19 protein-coding genes and 1 pseudogene are annotated in these 16,537 nt (G+C 56.6%); 9 read left to right on the plus strand and 11 right to left on the minus strand.

The features are described 5' to 3' along the window. The first annotated feature begins 49 nt into the window (after nucleotides 1–49). Both ACYSMN_RS10850 and ACYSMN_RS10855 read left to right on the plus strand, forming a co-directional pair. The gene (locus tag ACYSMN_RS10850; protein ID WP_488923898.1) at nucleotides 50–979 is read left to right on the plus strand and encodes a helix-turn-helix domain-containing protein; all 930 of its coding nucleotides are present in this window, start codon (nucleotides 50–52) and stop codon (nucleotides 977–979) included. Between the two features lie 106 nt (nucleotides 980–1,085). Beyond that, nucleotides 1,086–1,988: an SDR family oxidoreductase gene (locus tag ACYSMN_RS10855; RefSeq protein ID WP_488923899.1), complete on the plus strand. Its 903-nt coding sequence runs from the start codon at nucleotides 1,086–1,088 to the stop codon at nucleotides 1,986–1,988. 416 nt (nucleotides 1,989–2,404) lie between these two features. On the opposite strand, the gene ACYSMN_RS10860 is transcribed toward ACYSMN_RS10855, so the two are convergent. After that, nucleotides 2,405–3,142: an LURP-one-related family protein gene (locus tag ACYSMN_RS10860; protein WP_488923900.1), complete on the minus strand. Its 738-nt coding sequence runs from the start codon at nucleotides 3,140–3,142 to the stop codon at nucleotides 2,405–2,407. Between the two features lie 1,109 nt (nucleotides 3,143–4,251). On the opposite strand from ACYSMN_RS10860, the gene tnpA reads away from it, so the two are divergent. Beyond that, a complete protein-coding gene (tnpA, locus tag ACYSMN_RS10865; RefSeq protein WP_488923901.1) occupies nucleotides 4,252–4,680 on the plus strand; it encodes an IS200/IS605 family transposase in 429 nt (142 codons plus the stop codon). A 58-nt stretch (nucleotides 4,681–4,738) separates the two neighbouring features. On the opposite strand, the gene ACYSMN_RS10870 is transcribed toward tnpA, so the two are convergent. The 6 genes from ACYSMN_RS10870 to ACYSMN_RS10895 form a co-directional block, all read right to left on the minus strand. Beyond that, nucleotides 4,739–5,284, minus strand: coding sequence for a hypothetical protein (locus ACYSMN_RS10870; protein WP_488923902.1), 546 nt, complete (start codon nucleotides 5,282–5,284; stop codon nucleotides 4,739–4,741). A 394-nt stretch (nucleotides 5,285–5,678) separates the two neighbouring features. After that, a complete protein-coding gene (locus tag ACYSMN_RS10875; protein ID WP_488923903.1) occupies nucleotides 5,679–5,837 on the minus strand; it encodes a glycosyl hydrolase family 28-related protein in 159 nt (52 codons plus the stop codon). Between the two features lie 232 nt (nucleotides 5,838–6,069). Further along, nucleotides 6,070–6,165: a T9SS type A sorting domain-containing protein gene (locus ACYSMN_RS10880; protein WP_488923904.1), complete on the minus strand. Its 96-nt coding sequence runs from the start codon at nucleotides 6,163–6,165 to the stop codon at nucleotides 6,070–6,072. Continuing rightward, on the minus strand, nucleotides 6,166–6,354 hold the full coding sequence (locus ACYSMN_RS10885) for a hypothetical protein (protein WP_488923905.1): 189 nt from the start codon (nucleotides 6,352–6,354) through the stop codon (nucleotides 6,166–6,168). Nucleotides 6,355–7,055: 701 nt separating this feature from the next. Then, the gene (locus ACYSMN_RS10890; RefSeq protein ID WP_488923906.1) at nucleotides 7,056–7,769 is read right to left on the minus strand and encodes a DoxX family protein; all 714 of its coding nucleotides are present in this window, start codon (nucleotides 7,767–7,769) and stop codon (nucleotides 7,056–7,058) included. 231 nt (nucleotides 7,770–8,000) lie between these two features. After that, a complete protein-coding gene (locus ACYSMN_RS10895; protein WP_488923907.1) occupies nucleotides 8,001–9,284 on the minus strand; it encodes an aspartyl protease family protein in 1,284 nt (427 codons plus the stop codon). A 297-nt stretch (nucleotides 9,285–9,581) separates the two neighbouring features. Here ACYSMN_RS10895 and ACYSMN_RS10900 point away from each other — a divergent pair, with 297 nt between their 5' ends. After that, nucleotides 9,582–9,773: an AraC family transcriptional regulator gene (locus tag ACYSMN_RS10900; protein ID WP_488923908.1), complete on the plus strand. Its 192-nt coding sequence runs from the start codon at nucleotides 9,582–9,584 to the stop codon at nucleotides 9,771–9,773. A 39-nt stretch (nucleotides 9,774–9,812) separates the two neighbouring features. Here ACYSMN_RS10900 and ACYSMN_RS10905 read toward each other — a convergent pair whose 3' ends face one another. The 3 genes from ACYSMN_RS10905 to ACYSMN_RS10915 are packed head-to-tail and all read right to left on the minus strand — an operon-like array spanning nucleotide 9,813 to nucleotide 12,317. Continuing rightward, nucleotides 9,813–10,574 (minus strand): LytR/AlgR family response regulator transcription factor, encoded by a 762-nt coding sequence (locus ACYSMN_RS10905; RefSeq protein ID WP_488923909.1) that lies wholly within the window; start codon nucleotides 10,572–10,574, stop codon nucleotides 9,813–9,815. Further along, entirely contained in the window at nucleotides 10,571–11,770 is a 1,200-nt protein-coding gene (locus tag ACYSMN_RS10910) for a sensor histidine kinase (RefSeq protein ID WP_488923910.1), read from the minus strand. Before ACYSMN_RS10910 ends, ACYSMN_RS10905 begins: the two co-directional genes overlap by 4 nt. Before the next feature lie 40 nt (nucleotides 11,771–11,810). After that, complete coding sequence (locus tag ACYSMN_RS10915; protein WP_488923911.1) at nucleotides 11,811–12,317, minus strand: hypothetical protein; 507 nt, start codon at nucleotides 12,315–12,317, stop codon at nucleotides 11,811–11,813. Nucleotides 12,318–12,647: 330 nt separating this feature from the next. Between ACYSMN_RS10915 and ACYSMN_RS10920 the strand changes: the two genes are divergently transcribed. After that, nucleotides 12,648–13,196: a GNAT family N-acetyltransferase gene (locus tag ACYSMN_RS10920; protein ID WP_488923912.1), complete on the plus strand. Its 549-nt coding sequence runs from the start codon at nucleotides 12,648–12,650 to the stop codon at nucleotides 13,194–13,196. 64 nt (nucleotides 13,197–13,260) lie between these two features. Here ACYSMN_RS10920 and ACYSMN_RS10925 read toward each other — a convergent pair whose 3' ends face one another. After that, the gene (locus ACYSMN_RS10925; protein WP_488923913.1) at nucleotides 13,261–13,626 is read right to left on the minus strand and encodes a winged helix-turn-helix transcriptional regulator; all 366 of its coding nucleotides are present in this window, start codon (nucleotides 13,624–13,626) and stop codon (nucleotides 13,261–13,263) included. A gap of 107 nt (nucleotides 13,627–13,733) precedes the next feature. Here ACYSMN_RS10925 and ACYSMN_RS10930 point away from each other — a divergent pair, with 107 nt between their 5' ends. The 4 genes and pseudogenes from ACYSMN_RS10930 to ACYSMN_RS10945 all read left to right on the plus strand — a co-directional run. Further along, a complete protein-coding gene (locus tag ACYSMN_RS10930) occupies nucleotides 13,734–14,225 on the plus strand; it encodes a group II truncated hemoglobin (RefSeq protein ID WP_488923914.1) in 492 nt (163 codons plus the stop codon). A 25-nt stretch (nucleotides 14,226–14,250) separates the two neighbouring features. After that, nucleotides 14,251–14,562 (plus strand): putative quinol monooxygenase, encoded by a 312-nt coding sequence (locus ACYSMN_RS10935; protein ID WP_488923915.1) that lies wholly within the window; start codon nucleotides 14,251–14,253, stop codon nucleotides 14,560–14,562. Between the two features lie 170 nt (nucleotides 14,563–14,732). Beyond that, nucleotides 14,733–15,818 (plus strand): bestrophin family protein, encoded by a 1,086-nt coding sequence (locus ACYSMN_RS10940; RefSeq protein WP_488923916.1) that lies wholly within the window; start codon nucleotides 14,733–14,735, stop codon nucleotides 15,816–15,818. A 235-nt stretch (nucleotides 15,819–16,053) separates the two neighbouring features. Next, nucleotides 16,054–16,507, plus strand: a pseudogene (locus ACYSMN_RS10945) (transposase family protein); the annotation flags it as partial. Between the last annotated feature and the right edge of the window lie 30 nt (nucleotides 16,508–16,537).

The raw sequence follows: 16,537 nt of genomic DNA on the forward strand, positions 1-16,537 counted from the left end.
AAACAGACTATACTAGATATGTTACCTTTGATTTTTACAACCCACCATCATGAAGCCGAACTCGCTCGAAGAGTTTTATTCCAAATTCACGCCCGCGGCTGAGGCCCGGTCTGGTATACTACGGCCATCGAACGTCCAGCGGGAAGTCGGGCATTTCAACGTTTTCAATGTGGCCGACCTGATGGCGGGCTACCGCGACCGGCCACCGATGGCTTTTGACCGGCGGGCCTTCTATAAAATCAGTTTGATTCGTGGCCGCAGTCGGGTTGAGAACGCTGACCGAGCAACGGATGTTGAACGTAACGCCTTGTGGTTTGTCACGCCGCGGGTGCCTTACCGCTGGCAGCCCCACGATCTGAACCAGCAAGGCTACTTCTGCATTTTCAGCGACGAATTTTTGCTGCCCGCTAAGAGTGGAATAGTGCTGGAAGACCTGCCGGTTTTTCAGCCGGCCGGCTCGCCAGTACTAGAAGTAACGGACGCCGAATACGGGATAATAGAGGCGATTTTTCAGAAGATGACGCAGGAAATCACATCGAGCTATACATACAAGTACGATCTGCTGCGCGCCTACCTAATGGAGTTGATTCACTTTGGGCAGAAGCTCCAACCGGCCCAAGTATTGGCTCCTTCCCACAATGCCTCGGCCAGAGTAACGGCCTTGTTTGTTGAACTGCTGGAACGGCAATTCCCCTTCGATACTCCGAAGCAGCAGTTACGGCTGCGTACGGCCAAAGACTACGCCGACCAGCTGGCCGTGCACGTCAATCACCTCAATCGGGTCCTTAAGGAAACCACCGGCCACACAACCACCGCGCTGATTGGCAGCCGGGTAGCGCAGGAAGCCAAGATATTGCTCAAGCAAACCAACTGGAACATCTCCGAAATCACCGATTGCCTAGGGTTCACCGACGTGGCTCACTTCTGTAATTTCTTCAAGCGCCAGACGGGCCTATCCCCTGGCGCCTTTCGGGTCTAGAGCCGTTGTTTGAATTATGCAGCAGATGGTTTGACCTGCGCAACTCGGCCGCGCCTTACTTGCAGCACCTTTGTGGCGTACCTAACACTCCATAAAGGACCAAGACATGCGTGTTTTCTTAACCGGCGCAACGGGCTTCATCGGCTCCGCCATTGTACAGGAATTACTCGGTGCCGGCCATCAAGTGCTTGGCCTCGCCCGCTCCGAAGCGGCAGCCCAGGCGCTCCTGGCGGCAGGGGCCGAAGTGCACCGAGGCTCCCTCGACGACCTGGAGAGCTTACAGCGCGGCGCGGCGGCTTCGGATGGCGTCATTCACACGGCCTTCGTGCACGACTTCTCCGACTATGCCGGTGCCGGCGAGACGGACCGGCGAGCAGTGGAAGCCATTGGAGCGGCACTCGTCGGCTCGGACCGTCCTTTCGTCATTACCTCCGGAACCGCGCTACTCCCGCCGGGCCGCCTCGCCACGGAAGCCGATGCGGCTGATCCTACCTCTGCCGGAGCGCCCCGCGTCCCATCGGAAGAGACAGTGTTGGCACTGGCGGCGCAGGGAGTGCGTTCGTCGGTGCTGCGCCTACCACCGTCGGTACACGGTACCGGCGACCACGGCTTCGTGCCGGCCCTCATCGGTATTGCCCGGCAACAAGGTGTGTCGGCCTACATTGGTGATGGACTTAACCGTTGGCCGGCGGTGCACCGACTCGACGCGGCCCGGCTCTTCCGGTTGGCGCTGGAGCAGGGCGCGGCGGGAACTCGCTATCACGGTATTGCCGAGCAGGGCGTGGCAGTCCGCGACATCGCCGAGGTGATTGGCCGTCATTTGAGCCTGCCAGTGGTTTCCAAATCTGCTGAAGAAGCTCCCAACCATTTCGGCTGGCTCGCCTATTTCCTCAGCCTCGATAGTCCAGCCTCCAGCACGCTCACGCAGCAACAATTGGGCTGGCATCCTACGCAGCCGGCTCTCCTTCCCGATTTAGAGCAAGGACACTATTTTGTGAGTGGAGAATAGTGCCGATGGCGGCTAATGTGTCCGTGGATCATCCCCCATCATCCAATACGGCACGACAGCATAAGTACGCACGAGAGCTGCCAGCTCAGTTTATTGTTCTTACTCGTCACGTGGTTTAGCTATTCCACCTAGCGCCGCGACGTTGAAATGTGAGAATGAATTCCGCGACGAGCGAAGCGAATTTCTACGCGTTGAGGCAAGTGGCGTGATACCGGATACTCGCCTACGGCTGGTGCGCGGAGCGGATTTCCGTGCTACTCGTTCCACATCTTGGCTGTTTTGTGTGGTCAAAAAAGAAGCTCCAACCCAATGGTTGGAGCTTCTGTGTTTCTAAGCAGTGCTTTTAGTGAGCGACTCCTGTTCAAAGTCTGAGGTTTCCTTGTGCACGCACGAAGCCGAGAGCATCAACGAGAGCCTCAATAAGTCCCGACACCAACTCCTACGCCTGCTCCCGCACCGGCCGCGCCGGTGTCCCAGTCGGTGGCGCCGGTGGCTTGGCTACGGGGTTCGTTGTATACGAAGTCGATGGCCAGCCCGGCGGCCAGCAGCAAGGCGCCGTAGAGCGGCTGCTCCGCACCTAGGTCCTGAATGGTAATGAGGTAGTTATTGGCGGAGGTAAACAGCTCCTTGGCGAACCCCGCCCACTTCTTGCCAACCCGCCCGATTTCCTGGCCTGTGGCGCTCAAAAACTTGAAGTTCCAGCCGTGCCATTTGCCGCGCACTTCGGCCACTCGGGCGCCGTGGGCATTGTACACGTGGAAGCCTCCACCAATGGTGAATAGCTTGCTTTCCAAAGTGCCTAGGAGCTGATCCTGGGTATCAAAGATGCGTACGGTGGAGCGCCAGAACGTCCAACCCCGCTCGATGCGCAACAGCGGCGTGTTGCCGATCAAGTCGCGCACCTCAATGCGGATGGGCGTGCGGGCTTTACCCAGTAACAGGCGCAGCCACAGAATCCAGGTTGAGGTGGTTTCTACCACGTAGCCCAGGTGCTGGTTGGCCACTGGGTCGATAAGGTCGTAGGCGTCTTTGAGCTTTAGTAAGCCCACGTGCTCCCATATCAAGTAGTTGCGACGATTCAGAATGTTTGACATAGCGCAAAGAAGTTGGTAAGTCCCTGGTACGTTTTCGTGCGAGCCACGGATATCAACCACGCTCTATAGATGCCCCACATCATGCTGGCATCCACTTCTCCTCACAGTATCAGCCCCTACCCCACGGCCTTCCCTTCTTGGTGCGGGAGGCTTAATAAATATTGGGGTAACGGGATTTTTATGTATTTTAGGTGCATGAAAATTTTATTAGCCCTGTTTATCATACTGTTACCCGTCTTTGCGCTGCTCTATATAGCTATCACGACTCCGTCTGAAGAGGGGGAGGACGCTCCAAAACACACGTACACGGTTTGGTCGGTGCTGTCCGGGTTGATTGCGCTCGTGTGTTACGTGTTTGTCGAGGCCTTAAGTAAGCGCCGAAACAGGTACAAAGACTACGAGTGAAGCCGCAGGGGCATGCAGACCCTACGGGCCTTAGTTAAAAGTTTGGTTTAAATGTTAATCGGGTAGCCTTGGCAGCTGCCGCCTTTCGGTGCGCATGGACGACCACCGGAAGGTGACATAAGTCAAAACCAGGGGGAGAAAGTTTGCAAAACAGATAATTGATTTCGCAGGCGTGCCATTTGACCGCGGTGATTCTAATGTTGCTAAGGTGTCTATGCCGGTATTGCTCACCGCGGGCGACAACGACGGGTTGGATAAAGCTGAGTTGATGAAAACTTGCTGACTGCTTGGAAGTGGTATATCTGCGGATTTGGAACCGATACCAAAATCGCACGTGGCTGTTGTTCCTGCGCAGGGATAAGTAAGTCTCATGATGCAAACGAAAGAAATATCAGATTATATTTTATAGTAGCTTAGTCCTCTTTTTATTAAACTATAATTAGGATAGTGGTTGAAATTTAATTGATATCCGTGGCAGTTGCTGACTTGCACTGGCCAGCCCTAGCATTTGTAAGCGCACCAACGTACGGCTCGCGCTGTGTGCGCTCGGGCCGTCTGCTCGAATAACCAATCAGAAAAGCAGCTTATTCGCTGATAGTGCCCATACGCTATGTAGTGAGTTAACTCAAGCGAATGCAGGCTGTCAAGTCACGCAACGCTTCTAGAGAGCTGCGTTTACTTTTCAAGCACGCTAGTTAACGCTATGCCCTTTAGGGCAAGCCTTTAGGTGCTACTCATTTCTAGGCGCTCGGTAGCTTTGTAAGATGAAGCCGCGCACAGGCAGCCATTCGGTTCACAAGCTAGAAGTGCACTTGGTGTGGAGCACCAACTACGGCTATCAGGTGCTGACGGGCGATGTACAACTGCGCTGCCGGGACTTGTTGCGTCACACGTGTAATGCCGTGGATGTACGCCTTGTGCAAGGGGTAGTAAGCAAGGACCATCTTCCTTTGCATGTCTCGTATCCGCCTTCGCTGGCGCTGAGCGCGTTGCGGCGGCGGCAGAAAGGGCGCCGTGCGAAGTGGCTGCTACAAGAGTTCCCCGAGTTGAAGCGTCGGTACTGGGGTGGTCATTTTTGGGGCATTGGCGATGGTGCCTGGAGCGTGGGTAACAGCACGGACGAGCTAGTGGAAGCGTACCTGAACCACCACAAAGACCAGCCCAATGGGGACGAGAATTTTATTCTGGAATAATCTACTTGTAGTAGGTGTCTCCCAGAGCCAACCGCTTTCTCGCTTGTTCCCGTACCGCTCAGTTCGCCGCCCTGGGCCCCGTTACTTCATCGCTTACCACCCCAGGCACTGCTCTTCTTAGGGCCGCGATGCTGGTATCCGGCCGTTGAATAAACGTCCAGTTTTTGCCGTTGTCAGTAGAAGTCGCGAAGAGCAGGGACACCTGGACACCGCCCTTACCATCTGCAAATGCGGCTTTCGCGCTGTCAAGCAAGGTGCATTGAAGCTCGTCATGAAAGCGAACAATTTTGGATGGCTCACTGAAGGACCAGGTAAAATATTTCGCGGCGTCTTCGGTCGAAAGGCCCTCGGCTTCTTTTTTTAAAGCCTGTATGAGCTGTTGCTTTCCGCCCAAAAGCGCAATCATCTTAGGGTTCGTGTAGCCGACATAGCCGTCAAAATCATGTTTTAAGTACAAGCTTTCCGTCATGGCCCTGGCCTGGGCCTTTATTGTGGCAGCATATTTCGCGTTCGGCGAATTGCCCGCCGCGTTTTGTTCTTCGCTTTGCCCGGTGCAGGCCGTGAGGGAAAGGGCAACCAGACGTATCCAGCGTGTGTATTTCATGCCTTTTGGTGTGGTTAAGGCGCCCAACATTCCTACTTTGCCGCAACCAGAAACTGGGTTGGGTTTTGGCAATACGGACCTGGTATGCACGGTTTGCATCGGTTGGTGCCGCGGCAAAGGGTAGGGAGCGAAGGTGCCAGGATAAGAGCCCACGCGCCGGCCCGCTTTGCTGAGCCGGCGCATAAATATATAAAAAACCACTACTTAAAAGAGCCATCGGCGGCCACAGGGGAAGCCGTGGCCCACGCCATCGCCGCCAGCTAGCCCGGAAGTTGACAACACATCACCCTGCACGGCGAGTTTGACTTCTCCAACGAAGCGCTGAAAGACTCGCTCCGCTTCAATGTCGAGGCCCCTTTTGCCTTCCCGTGAGAGCCTCAATCGGCCGGCCCGATTAACCTTTGTACCAAATTTTTAACCAAGACAAGGTGTTGTTCTGCACGTCGCGCAGAGCTGTCAGGGCCGCCTGGATGGCGTTGGTGTCGTCGGTTACCCCGTCGCCTACTGCGCCAAAGTCAGTTTTCGCGTTTTTCCACGACGGAAACGGCCCCACAAATTCTTCCTGAGCTTGGGCTTGAAAATAAGGTCAGCAGGACAAGCAGCAGGCCCCAGACCAGGTGGAGTGAGTAGCGGAATATTATTATAGCGAAGGAGTTGTGAGTAGATCTTTGGGTAGATATAGTCCGCGCTGAGTTGGCGTTTCGAGTTGATGCGCAAACTCCCTGGCCCCATCAACTAGGAGCCAGGGAGAAATCAATCACGTTGGTACTACCGAGCAAATCAGGTTACTCCACAACCAGCTTCTGGGTGAGCGAGCCTTGGCTGGTTTGCAGATGAACGAGGTAGAGGCCGGCTGGCACCTTGGGCAGGTGCAGGCGCACTTACGGTGCCAGGCTTGTGTCACGTGCTATTTCGCGGCCGTTGAGGTCTGTAATGCGCAACTCGGTCCAGGCCACGTCGGAGCGGATACCGACCGCGCCGTGGGCAGGATTTGGAGACAGACTAATCCGCGCGGCGGCGGCAGACTGGCGAGTGGCTAAGGCCGAGCGGCCGGCGCTGGCGCCTTCCATTACCACAAAGGCATCCACCCAGGCGTCGCTGGTACCCGTGGTTTTCCAGAGCCCTATCTCGGCGCTGGTGTTGCCGCCGCCGGTGGTAAAGGTGGCGCTGGCTTTCGCGTAGTCGAGCGCGGTGAACTGCCTTCTACATCGGTGCCGTATAGTTGTTGACGTAGATGTAAGCCGTTTGGCTGGTGCTGGAGAGTGTACAGCAGTTTAAATGGTATAAAAAAGCAGAAAAATGAATAAATTTTTTACCAAATTATACCTCTGATGACGACCCCGGATTGGCTTTTTGTGCTACCTCCCTCCTAACAATATTTTTATACCTTCTTACCCTTATACCTTATTGCTTTGTCTTGTCAAAACACGCCTTTTAACCGAAACAAGCTCAGTAGTAAAACATCAATCAGGTAGTGCTTCAACCTCAACATCAAGGTCCTCAACTAGCTGTTGAATCACACCAGTACACACTGGCTCCTCAGTAGCTACAAGGGCCTCAAGCCGGAGTACACGGTCGCAATCATCCAAGTCGAGGGTGATATAATAAGTAGGAAAGTGTTGACGCAATCGATTTAGCACCACAGTCGCTTGCGCTTCAGAGCAAATGCTGGTTCTGAACACATCTACGCACGGTTCTAGTGACGACTGAGTAAGCATCGATCTAGCAAGGAATTTTTGACTTAATAGCGCTAGCAGAAGAAAAGTGGTGCTCACTCGGTCACGCTGACGAGCGAAGTACCTGCTTCGGCTGGCCGGTTCATGTCGGCGCGCACAATCCGCGACCAGCTGGCTACTCCGGCTGCTGTACCGCACATAGCCAGAGCCACTAGCAGACTGGTCCATTCAGCTGGCGTGCCGGGGTTGGTTGCTACGCGTGGTGCGTGCACCAGCAACACCCACAGGCCAAACATGAGCGCCAGCAAACGAGCAGATAGCCACACCTGACGATTCAGTAGCAGACTCAGGCCAGCGGTTACAAAGGCAAGTCCCACGAAGTAAGCCCAAAACAAGGGCCCCGGAATCCAAGCAGGCACAAGCGTGGCAACGAATTGCGCAAAGAGAAAATGCAGCGTGCCAAACACGAGAAGCGCCACTGCTAACAGCACTTGGCCGGTTCTAAAGATGACCCAGTAGTTAGTCCGCATTTGCGGGAAGGAATGCGGCTCCCGAGTTGGCCGCAGACTCAGCATCAAAGCACCTGCCCCTAACGCCACTACCTCGAAGGCCGGGGTCCAGGCTACGGATTGGGTTATCGTAAAGCCTAGCCTGGGCAGGTGTAATACCACGAAAGCAACTCCGAACGCCAAGGCCGCCGCGCTAGCCGCTGCCCGCACTCCTTTACCTATCAGAAGGCAGGCCGCGATAGTAGTGAATAAGGCTCCTACTCCATAAACCGTCCAGTTGAGGCCAGCCGGTACGGGCATGAGGCCTTCGGGGTAAGCGCCGGTCAGGAACTGCTGAACGCCAAGACCCAACAGAGCCGCCCCATAACAAACACAACTTACACCGGTCATTCTTTCCTGTATGTGCTGCATAGCAATGTTTACTTAGGTGAGAGATTTCATGCGTTTTGCCGCCGTAGTGCTACCTGCCCCGCTCCTATTTCTTTAGAGAATTGTGCTTTTGCGCAGAGCACAAGCTTTAAGTGGCAGACTTTACAACTGACGTTTTAAGGCCAGCACGGCCGTGCTCAATTCACCGTCTGCTCGGCGCACGACCAGGATGAGACGGCGCCCCACTCCTTCTCGTAACATTTCACTGAGCTGCGATAACGAGAGGTCAGCCACTGGCACGAGATTAACGAACAACAACTCGTCGTCTACTCGCAGACCAGCTTCGGCGGCGGGTGAGTGGTCTTGTACCAGCGTAATCTGGTAGCGGCGGTAGTTTTCTCCCGTGGCCGCCAGCTCCATACCCGAAAGGTCCTGCTCGAAGGGACGACGGTAATGCGGGCCGGGACGCAACAAGAGCCGGTTGTGCGGATAGTCGATAACGGATACGAAACGATTCAGCGCCTCGTACCCGAGGCTGCCGTTGCGAAAGCTATCGAAAGTTTGATGAGCCGCGAGGGACGTGTCGGGAAAGGATGTAATGAGGGCATTGAGGCGGTAGCTGCCCAGCTTGACTTCCGCTGTACGGCCCAGATAGCCCGTGATAACGCCACCCAGTCCCCGACCCAAGGGAGAACGCACTCCCGGCACCGGGTAACGCAAGGCCGCGTGTGAGTTCACATCCAAGGACAACGAGTGGCCGGCCCCAGTGTCAAGCAGCAGACGCAGCGCGGCCGTAGTCGAATCTTGCGTAGTGACGCGCGTGGTCAGGTAAGGCTTGCCCGCTTGCACCACCAACGGTAGCGAGGTCCAGCGCTGGCCCGTGGGAGGCTTGTACCGGGCGGGATCGTGCAGTTGCAGCTGCGAGGCTGCCGGGTCGAGGCGGACTACAAAGCTGCGGAACACGTCGGCCCCCAGAATGCCGTGGATGGGCATGCCCACGTAGCCCGAGAAATTCAGGTTATTGGCATCCAGCAGCAAAAACGATATGGCGGGCCCTTCCACCCCAGGCAACGTCACGCGTACCCGATCAACCTGGTAGGCCATCACGTGAGCATCGCTGCCCATGCCCAGCAACCGGTAGGCCTGCCCACGAGTAAGGCCCAAGGTCTCTTCTAAGCTCCTATCGAGTAGCAGCGACACGTTCACGCCGGTGTCGAGTACGAAGTTGTAAGGTCCCTGTTCGTTGAGCCGGGCGCTTACAATGATAAGGTTACGCTGGGCCTGGTAGGGCACCCGCACAGACCGCTGCCAGGAATGCACCAAACGAAAGGGAGCCGCTTGCTGAGCCGCGGCCGGAATGCCCCCTAGCACCATTTGGCTCAGGAGCACTAGTGCCGGGAGTAACAGGAGCACCCATTTCTGGAGAGTAAGCACTAAGATATTCATCCGAGGCGGCGGTTGGTTTCCGCTGCCGGCACCACCAGTTTGCGCAGATGCTACGGCTTGCAACAGAGAAAGGAGTGGCCGCTACTACACGTTGAAAAGCGCTGGCAAGCATTTTTTCCAAATGAAGCCCGGGGGCGGGGCGCAACCTACGGCTATTGTGTAAGTAGGCAGTTTGCGCCTGTAATCCGAGCCTCGCAGCAGGTGAGTTGATGACTTGCTCGCTGATGCTTTGCCACCGCTCGGCCATCACGTGCCGCACGCGAGGAGTAAGCTTGCTACCTAACATTTAAGCGCCTGGTGCGCGCTTCTATCGTCGTAAGCTTAATAGTACACGAGTTACAATTCACGGACGGAAGCCACCTAAACCGGCTGTTTAAAAAGCACAAGGGCGTTAGTCCTTCCGAGTTTCGGAAGAACAGCTTCCCGCGCCACTCAGCCGCCGCCCCGCATACAACGGAAAGTAGCCAAAAGCCGGCGCGGACTCCATGAAGAATCCAACTGCCCAGCTAGCGTGGCGGAGTAAGGCTGCTACCGTTCCAGGCCGTAAAACGCACTCAGATTGTCGCGGTACGTGCGCGTCCATTTCAGCGTCTCGCCGTTGCGCAGGCTCACGATGTATTCCCCGTTGAAATACGTTTCCAGCGAGGCAATATGGTGCAGGTTCACGAGGCAGGAGCGGTTGATGCGTGTGAACTCAGCGGGGTCGAGCTGCTGCTCCAACTGCGTCAGGCTGTCATAGATGATGTATTTGCCACCGGGCGTGTGCAGGGTGATGTAATTGTTGTCAGAATCGAAATAGTGGATGGTCTCGGTGGGCACGAAGAACATCTTGCGATGGTCGCGTACCAGAATACGGCGCCGGTACTGGCAGGGCTGAACCGCGCCGGCCTCAAGCACTGGGTGCGCGGCCGGGGCGGCAGCGCGTTGCTCTAGTTGCAATTTCACCCGCGCCACGGCCTGCCGGAACCGCAGCTCATTAAAGGGCTTGAGCAGGTAGTCGGCGGCGCTGACCTCAAAGGCCCGGATGGCGTAGGTGTCGTAGGCGGTGGTGAACACCACAAAGGGTTGGTGGTGGGCCCAGATTTCGCGCAGCACCTCGAAGCCGTCCATCTCGGGCATCTGCACGTCCAGAAACACCAGATCGGGCCGTAGTTCCAGGGTTTTCAACACGGCGTCGGTACCGTTTACGGCCTCTCCTACCGCTTCCACGGCCCCATCAGTCCGCAGGAACGTGGCAATAACTTGCCGCGAAATCTGCTCATCATCCACTATTAGCGCCCGGTAGCTCATGCCATTGTCAATACTGCGGGTTGAGATTGTTCCTTGCTGGCTCGCACCCACGGCAAACGCACCCGCACCTCAGTGCCACCGGTAGCCGGCTGCTCAAATTCCAGGCGGGCGCGCTCCTGGTACAGTTTTTCGAGCCGGACGCGGGTGTTGCGCAAGCCTACGCCGCTGGCCGAAGCTGGCCGAACGTAACCCAGCGGGCGCTGCGCCCCGCGGCCGTTGTCGCGTACTGTCACTATCAGCTCGTTGGCCTCGCGACGGGCACTGAGGCAGATAACGGCGTTGCCGGGCAGGTGCTCGATGCCGTGAATCATGGCGTTTTCGACCAGCGGCTGCAACAGAAACTGCGGAAACTCAACTTCCATTGCCTCCGGAGCAATATCCAGCTCGATGCGCAGCCGGTCCTGAAAGCGGATATGCTGAATATGCAGGTATTGACCGATGAACTGCAACTCCTCGCGCAGCGGAATCAGTTGGGCGTCGCCGTTCGCCAGAATGGACCGCAGCAGGTCGCTCAGCGCCGTTACCATCTCAATAGCCCGCTCGTTTTGGTGCTGCAAAATCAGGCCCACAATGGCGTGGTGGGTGTTGAAGAGGAAATGCGGATTGAGCTGCATTTTCAGGGCCTGCAACTGGGCATTGGAAAGCTGCGACTTGAGTTGCTCGTTGGCCAGCTCGTAGCTGATGTTTTGGTGGCGTAGGGTTTGGTTGCGGTGGGCGTAAGCATACACGTTGTAACTCACCACCAGCAGCATGTACACGGCCAGCGACACACTAAACCGCGACGAAACCGTGAACCACAGCGGGTCGGGTCCCCACTTGTGGCCGGTAGTGAGCTTCAGCAAATCAAACAAGATGAATTTTCCCGCAGCGGTTAGCGCAAAGGTGAGCCCGGTTTGGAGCAGCAAGTGGCCAGCCAAGTTGCGCAACATGATTCGCGCGCCGCCCACCGAAATAAACGGGCCCCGGTAGGCCGCGTACAGGATCAGCGGCGTACAGGCCCACCACAGCACCCAGCGCAAGGTTAAATCCAGCACATCGGTGGTACTCCAGCCCCAGCCCGTAGCCAGCCACACCGTGCGCGACTGCACGTAGGTTAGCAGCCAAAAAGTCCCCCAAAACAAGGCGGCCACCAACCAAAACTGCCAGGTTCGCAAGCTGATACCGGAGGCGTGCAGGGCGGTCCGCAAAAACGTCATAGCTAGAGAAAAGAAAAAGTGCGAGATGGTTACGGCTTCTCTAGCCCCCGGCAGCCAACTGACGATAGTAACGACGAGACAGCCAGGCAGTGGGCAAACCAATGCACATTACGTGAATAAGCAGCCCAATTATAACTGAGCTAAGCCGCAAGGGCTGCTGAGGCGCCCGGGATAAGGGCACTATCACCAGACTCATCATCAGCCAAACCGCCACTCCGTACGCGCAACCTACCGCCACTACATTCTTCCGCAGCAGTTCCAAGCGCGGATACAACCCGAAGAAAATGCCTACCACTGCGAAGGCAATCAGAAAATGAAACAGCAGGCCGAGCACCATCATGAGGGGATGACCGGAAAAAGCGGCTGGCCCGAACACGCCGCTGGCCACGAAGGGCAATACATTCAGCGGACTTTGCCCCGTGGCTAAGGCGTAATGCGTGCAGGCCGAGCAAATATCCAGGGTTCCGACCAGAGCCCCCGCGCGCCACCAGGCGTGGCGCCAGGAACGCGACTGGGCAGAGGCAGCGGTGGCGGGAACAGAATGCATAACGACGAAGGCGAGGCAATGGCCAAAGCACGAGACGAACTAACAAAATCAAACTACCAAAAACAGCCCGCACGCTAGGCGCCAACTGTTTTTTTATGAGAACCGGGCTTACTTTTATTGGAAGGGTCGGAATTCGAGAGTATTGCATTACTCCGCGCACTTGAGCAAGACCCTCTTCTCGGTTCAGGCGAAGAAGTACGCAGCTTACATAATACTTCTGCCGGGGAGCATAATTTATTCCTTTCCCAAGCCGCTGCACGCTGCTTCTTTAGCGGGCCCTTACTTAGGGGCCAAGCAGCCTTTCGTGCTTACTGTTGATGATTCTCAGCCATGTTGCAAGCTCTGTACTCCGATTCTATCACCCTGCACCTCATCAGCAAAGACAACTTGCTCGACGTAGTCAGCTTGTTTCAAGGATACCCCGATTCGCGGGAGATGCTGGACGAGCTGTTTCGCAACTACCTGCCACGCTACGAGCAGGGCCGACGCGTCAATTTTGGCTTCTACTCGCTGCTAGGCACCGAACTGGCCGGCATGACTCTGCTATCCATCGACAGTTGGGAGGAGCGCAGTGGCTCTACGGGGGCCGACGTTTTTCAGCACATGCGCGGCCGGGGCGTGACGCCCCGCAGCAAGCCCCACCTGTTTTACCTGGCCTTCGAACTGCTGGGCCTCAACCGCGTGGCTACGGGCTGCCGGGTGTCGAATGTATCGTCGAAACGGTCCATTGAAAAGACGGCGGGCTTTCAGTTCGAAGGCATCATGCGAGAGTCGGGCGTGAACGAGCAGGGCGAGTTTGAGGACGAACTGCTCTACGCCATACTGCGCCGCGACTGGTTTCAGCTGTACGATAAAGGCCAGGTGCACGTGCTGGAGTAATGGCTAAAGGGCTCTATTCTGGCCATGCGGCGGCAAAACGGGTGGCAGCGACGAGCAACTGGCCTTATTCCACCACGTGCCCAAATTTCGTGGCGTAGCTCATGCCAAACTCACTGACGGCGTGCAGCAGCGGCGCCACCGACTCGCCAAACTCGGAGAGGCAGTACTCCACCTTGGGTGGCACTTCGGCATGTACCTTTCGGGTCACGAGCCCGGCCTCTTCCATCTCGCGCAACTCCCGGATTAGTACCTTTTCGGAGATGGTAACAATACGTTTTTTGAGTTCGGAGAAGCGTAGCGTGTTGCCTTGCAGATACCATAGAATTACACCTTTCCACTTACCGCCCAGGATGTCCATCGCCAACTCAACTGGGCAATAATAGCGGCGGCCCTGCACATCGAGCAGGATATTCTGTCCATTTTTCAGCATTCCATTAAAATTAAGGTGCTGACTAGCAGCAAAACCGTCTTCGCAGCGGGTTGCTGACAAAATAGTCAGTACTTCCGTCGTGTAACCCAAGATAATACATTTGATGTATGGCTTCAGCAGTTGAAGACGCGCCCAACATTCCGACCCTCTACGCCTGGGCTGGCGGGCAACCCGCGTTGGAGAAACTAACCGCCGTGTTCTACGCCAACGTAGCGCAGGACCCGCTGCTCGCGCCGGTATTCCGGGCCGCCGGCGACGAGCACGCCGTTCATGTGGCGCATTTCCTTGCCGAAGTGCTCGGCGGCCCGGCCCTCTACACCGCTGGCCACGGCGGCAGCCACGCTGGCATGGTTACTCACCACATCGGCAAGGCCCTGACCGAGAAGCAACGACGGCAGTGGGTCAACCTGCTGCTCGACAGCGCCGACGAAGCCGGCTTGCCCACCGACCCGGAATTTCGCTCGGCTCTGGTGGGCTACCTGGAATGGGGCAGCCGCTTAGCAGTCATTAATTCGCACCCCACCGAATCCGCCCCTGAAGAGCCTATGCCTCGTTGGGATTGGGGTGTACCCGGCGGCCCCTATCAACCGAAAACCTGATTTTCACCCTTCATCTTTTCTTCCTATGGTCGTAGAATACATTCGCTACCACGTTACGGCCGACCAGCGCGAGGCACTGGTAGAAGCTTACCGCCAAGCCGCCGCCCAACTAGAAGCCTCCCCCGAATGCCTGAGCTACGAGCTGAGCGAATGCGAAGAAGGAGCCGGGCAGTTCGTCTTGCGCATCGAGTGGGAATCGACGGAAGCGCACTTGCAAGGCTTTCGGAAGGGCCCACAATTCGCGGCTTTCTTCGCGCACATCAAAGGCTTTTACAGCAACATCCAGGAAATGCGGCATTATCGCCCGACTTCCGTTACGCGCGTGAAAAACCAGTAGCAGGCCCTTGCCGAACTCCAAGGCGTCCGTAGCCTCTTCGTGCCCACGCGCGGTTTTGCCACAATCCAGACAAACGAACTGCGACGGACAAGGGCGGCGCGCCTCGTTGTTGCAGCGGGCTGCTAAGTCCTTTTGTTTTCGTTTTTCTACCTCTTTTTTGACTTATCCTTATGTACGTCAGACGTGCCATTCGGCCGGCGTTGATGCTGCGCTTTGCCTGGAAGAATCTGCTGGGCTTCACGGCCTGGGCCAGCTTGATTGTGGGTTGCTACCTGGCTTTGTCATCCGCCGGCGTTGATATCCGGTTGCCGTTTCTACCGCTGAGTACTATTGGCATTGCGGTGGCTTTCTATGTGGGATTCAAGAACAGCCAGTCCTACGACCGGTTTTGGGAGGCTCGCAAAACCTGGGGCGGCATCGTGAACCAAAGTCGAATATGGACCAGCCAAGTACAAACCTTTCTACCCAACCGCCACGCTCCCGCCCCGCTGGCCACTTCGGAGTTGCGTATTCACCAGCAGGAATTGATTTACCGGCAACTAGCCTGGGCCAATGCCCTGCGGGAGCAGTTGCGCCGAACTAGTATCTACGGCCGCAACCAAGCTGGTTTTCGGCCGGGCGCCAACCAGATGCCAGGAAGCGCAACAGCCGCTGAGCCGCAGGTGACGCAATTCCTGGCTCCTGACGAGTGGCAGATAATTCAAGCAACTGCCAACCCCGCGGCCCAGTTGCTGCACCGCCAGGCGTTGGCGCTAAACGAATTGGTGGCAGCCGGGCAGCTCGATGATTTTCGCAGTCTGGATTTACTGCATACCGTGAAGGAATGCTACATCCTCCAAGGGGCCTGTGAGCGAATTAAAAACACGCCGTTTCCGCGGCAGTACGCGCACTTCAGCACCCTATTCACCTGGATTTTCGTGGGCTTGCTGCCGTTCGGATTGGTGGGCGAATTCAGCAAGCTCGGCCCCGGCGCCGCTGTGTGGCTCACTGTTCCGTTCTCGGTGCTGATTTCCTGGATTTTCACCACCGTTGAAGCCGTGGGCGACAACAGCGAGGACCCGTTTGAAAACTACATCAACGATGTGCCCATGACGGCGCTCTGCCGCAGTCTGGAAATTGACCTGCGCGAAATGCTGGTGAGACCGAGCTGCCGCCCCGCCTGCAACCCGTGGACGACATCTTGCTGTGATTCGAGTTTTGACGGGCTCGGTTATCGAATAGGCCAGTTGTTGGTACTCATGGCCGTAGTTAAGTGAGTGTGAAGAAAGCAGCTTGCTTGTCAGATAGTTGAAAATGCCTTTGCTACAAGCTATTCATATACTCTCGGCGAGGCCGTTGCAACCGAAGGGCTATCTTTCGATTCTTCGCCTTTATTGCATGGTAATTCGCTTTCAGTTGCCCGCGTTGCCGTTGCGGGCTTTTGTGCAGCACTACGTATATAGTCCCAGAGAGAGATGGTGTATTTCCCGGGCAGGAATTTCGCATAACCCTATGGGACAAGTACTTCATGGCAGCGCCCGCTTGAGCGGCGGCAGTACGGCGCGCTATCCAACACAGCCAGGAAAGCCTACAAAGCGTAGCTACACGCCAGGGCATCAACCCGAAAACGGTGGCCAAGTGGCGCAAGCGCCCCGGCGTCCAGGACGCCCGGATGGGCCCGGAACCCGCCTCAACGGTACTCACGGCCGAGCAGCAGGCCATCGCCGTGGCCTTTCGTCGGCACACGCTCCTGGCGCTCGATGATTGCCTCTACGCGCTGCAAGCTACGATTCCGCACTTGTCCCGCTCGGCCCTGCACCGCTGTTTCCAACGCCACGGCATCAGCCGTTTACCCCTAAACGAAGACGGACAGAAGCTCAAGGACTATCCGATTGGCTACCTGCACGTCGATTTTGCCGAGGTGCAGACCGAGGAAGGGCGCCAGTACCTCTTTGTCGCCATCGACTTCCGCCAGCCAAGTGGCAAAAGAACCCCA

The sequence above is a fragment of the Hymenobacter sp. M1-2 genome, from assembly GCF_057808495.1.

Excerpts from the sequence above, each read along its gene's own strand:
- ACYSMN_RS10870 (WP_488923902.1), bottom strand. The coding sequence starts at position 5,284 with ATGAAATACACACGCTGGATACGTCTGGTTGCCCTTTCCCTCACGGCC.
- tnpA (WP_488923901.1), top strand. The coding sequence starts at position 4,252 with ATGAAGCCGCGCACAGGCAGCCATTCGGTTCACAAGCTAGAAGTGCAC.
- ACYSMN_RS10920 (WP_488923912.1), top strand. The coding sequence starts at position 12,648 with ATGTTGCAAGCTCTGTACTCCGATTCTATCACCCTGCACCTCATCAGC.
- ACYSMN_RS10850 (WP_488923898.1), top strand. The coding sequence starts at position 50 with ATGAAGCCGAACTCGCTCGAAGAGTTTTATTCCAAATTCACGCCCGCG.
- ACYSMN_RS10925 (WP_488923913.1), bottom strand. The coding sequence starts at position 13,626 with ATGCTGAAAAATGGACAGAATATCCTGCTCGATGTGCAGGGCCGCCGC.
- ACYSMN_RS10915 (WP_488923911.1), bottom strand. The coding sequence starts at position 12,317 with ATGCATTCTGTTCCCGCCACCGCTGCCTCTGCCCAGTCGCGTTCCTGG.
- ACYSMN_RS10885 (WP_488923905.1), bottom strand. The coding sequence starts at position 6,354 with ATGGAAGGCGCCAGCGCCGGCCGCTCGGCCTTAGCCACTCGCCAGTCT.
- ACYSMN_RS10910 (WP_488923910.1), bottom strand. The coding sequence starts at position 11,770 with ATGACGTTTTTGCGGACCGCCCTGCACGCCTCCGGTATCAGCTTGCGA.
- ACYSMN_RS10905 (WP_488923909.1), bottom strand. The coding sequence starts at position 10,574 with ATGAGCTACCGGGCGCTAATAGTGGATGATGAGCAGATTTCGCGGCAA.
- ACYSMN_RS10890 (WP_488923906.1), bottom strand. The coding sequence starts at position 7,769 with ATGCCCGTACCGGCTGGCCTCAACTGGACGGTTTATGGAGTAGGAGCC.
- ACYSMN_RS10935 (WP_488923915.1), top strand. The coding sequence starts at position 14,251 with ATGGTCGTAGAATACATTCGCTACCACGTTACGGCCGACCAGCGCGAG.
- ACYSMN_RS10895 (WP_488923907.1), bottom strand. The coding sequence starts at position 9,284 with ATGAATATCTTAGTGCTTACTCTCCAGAAATGGGTGCTCCTGTTACTC.
- ACYSMN_RS10930 (WP_488923914.1), top strand. The coding sequence starts at position 13,734 with ATGGCTTCAGCAGTTGAAGACGCGCCCAACATTCCGACCCTCTACGCC.
- ACYSMN_RS10940 (WP_488923916.1), top strand. The coding sequence starts at position 14,733 with ATGTACGTCAGACGTGCCATTCGGCCGGCGTTGATGCTGCGCTTTGCC.
- ACYSMN_RS10855 (WP_488923899.1), top strand. The coding sequence starts at position 1,086 with ATGCGTGTTTTCTTAACCGGCGCAACGGGCTTCATCGGCTCCGCCATT.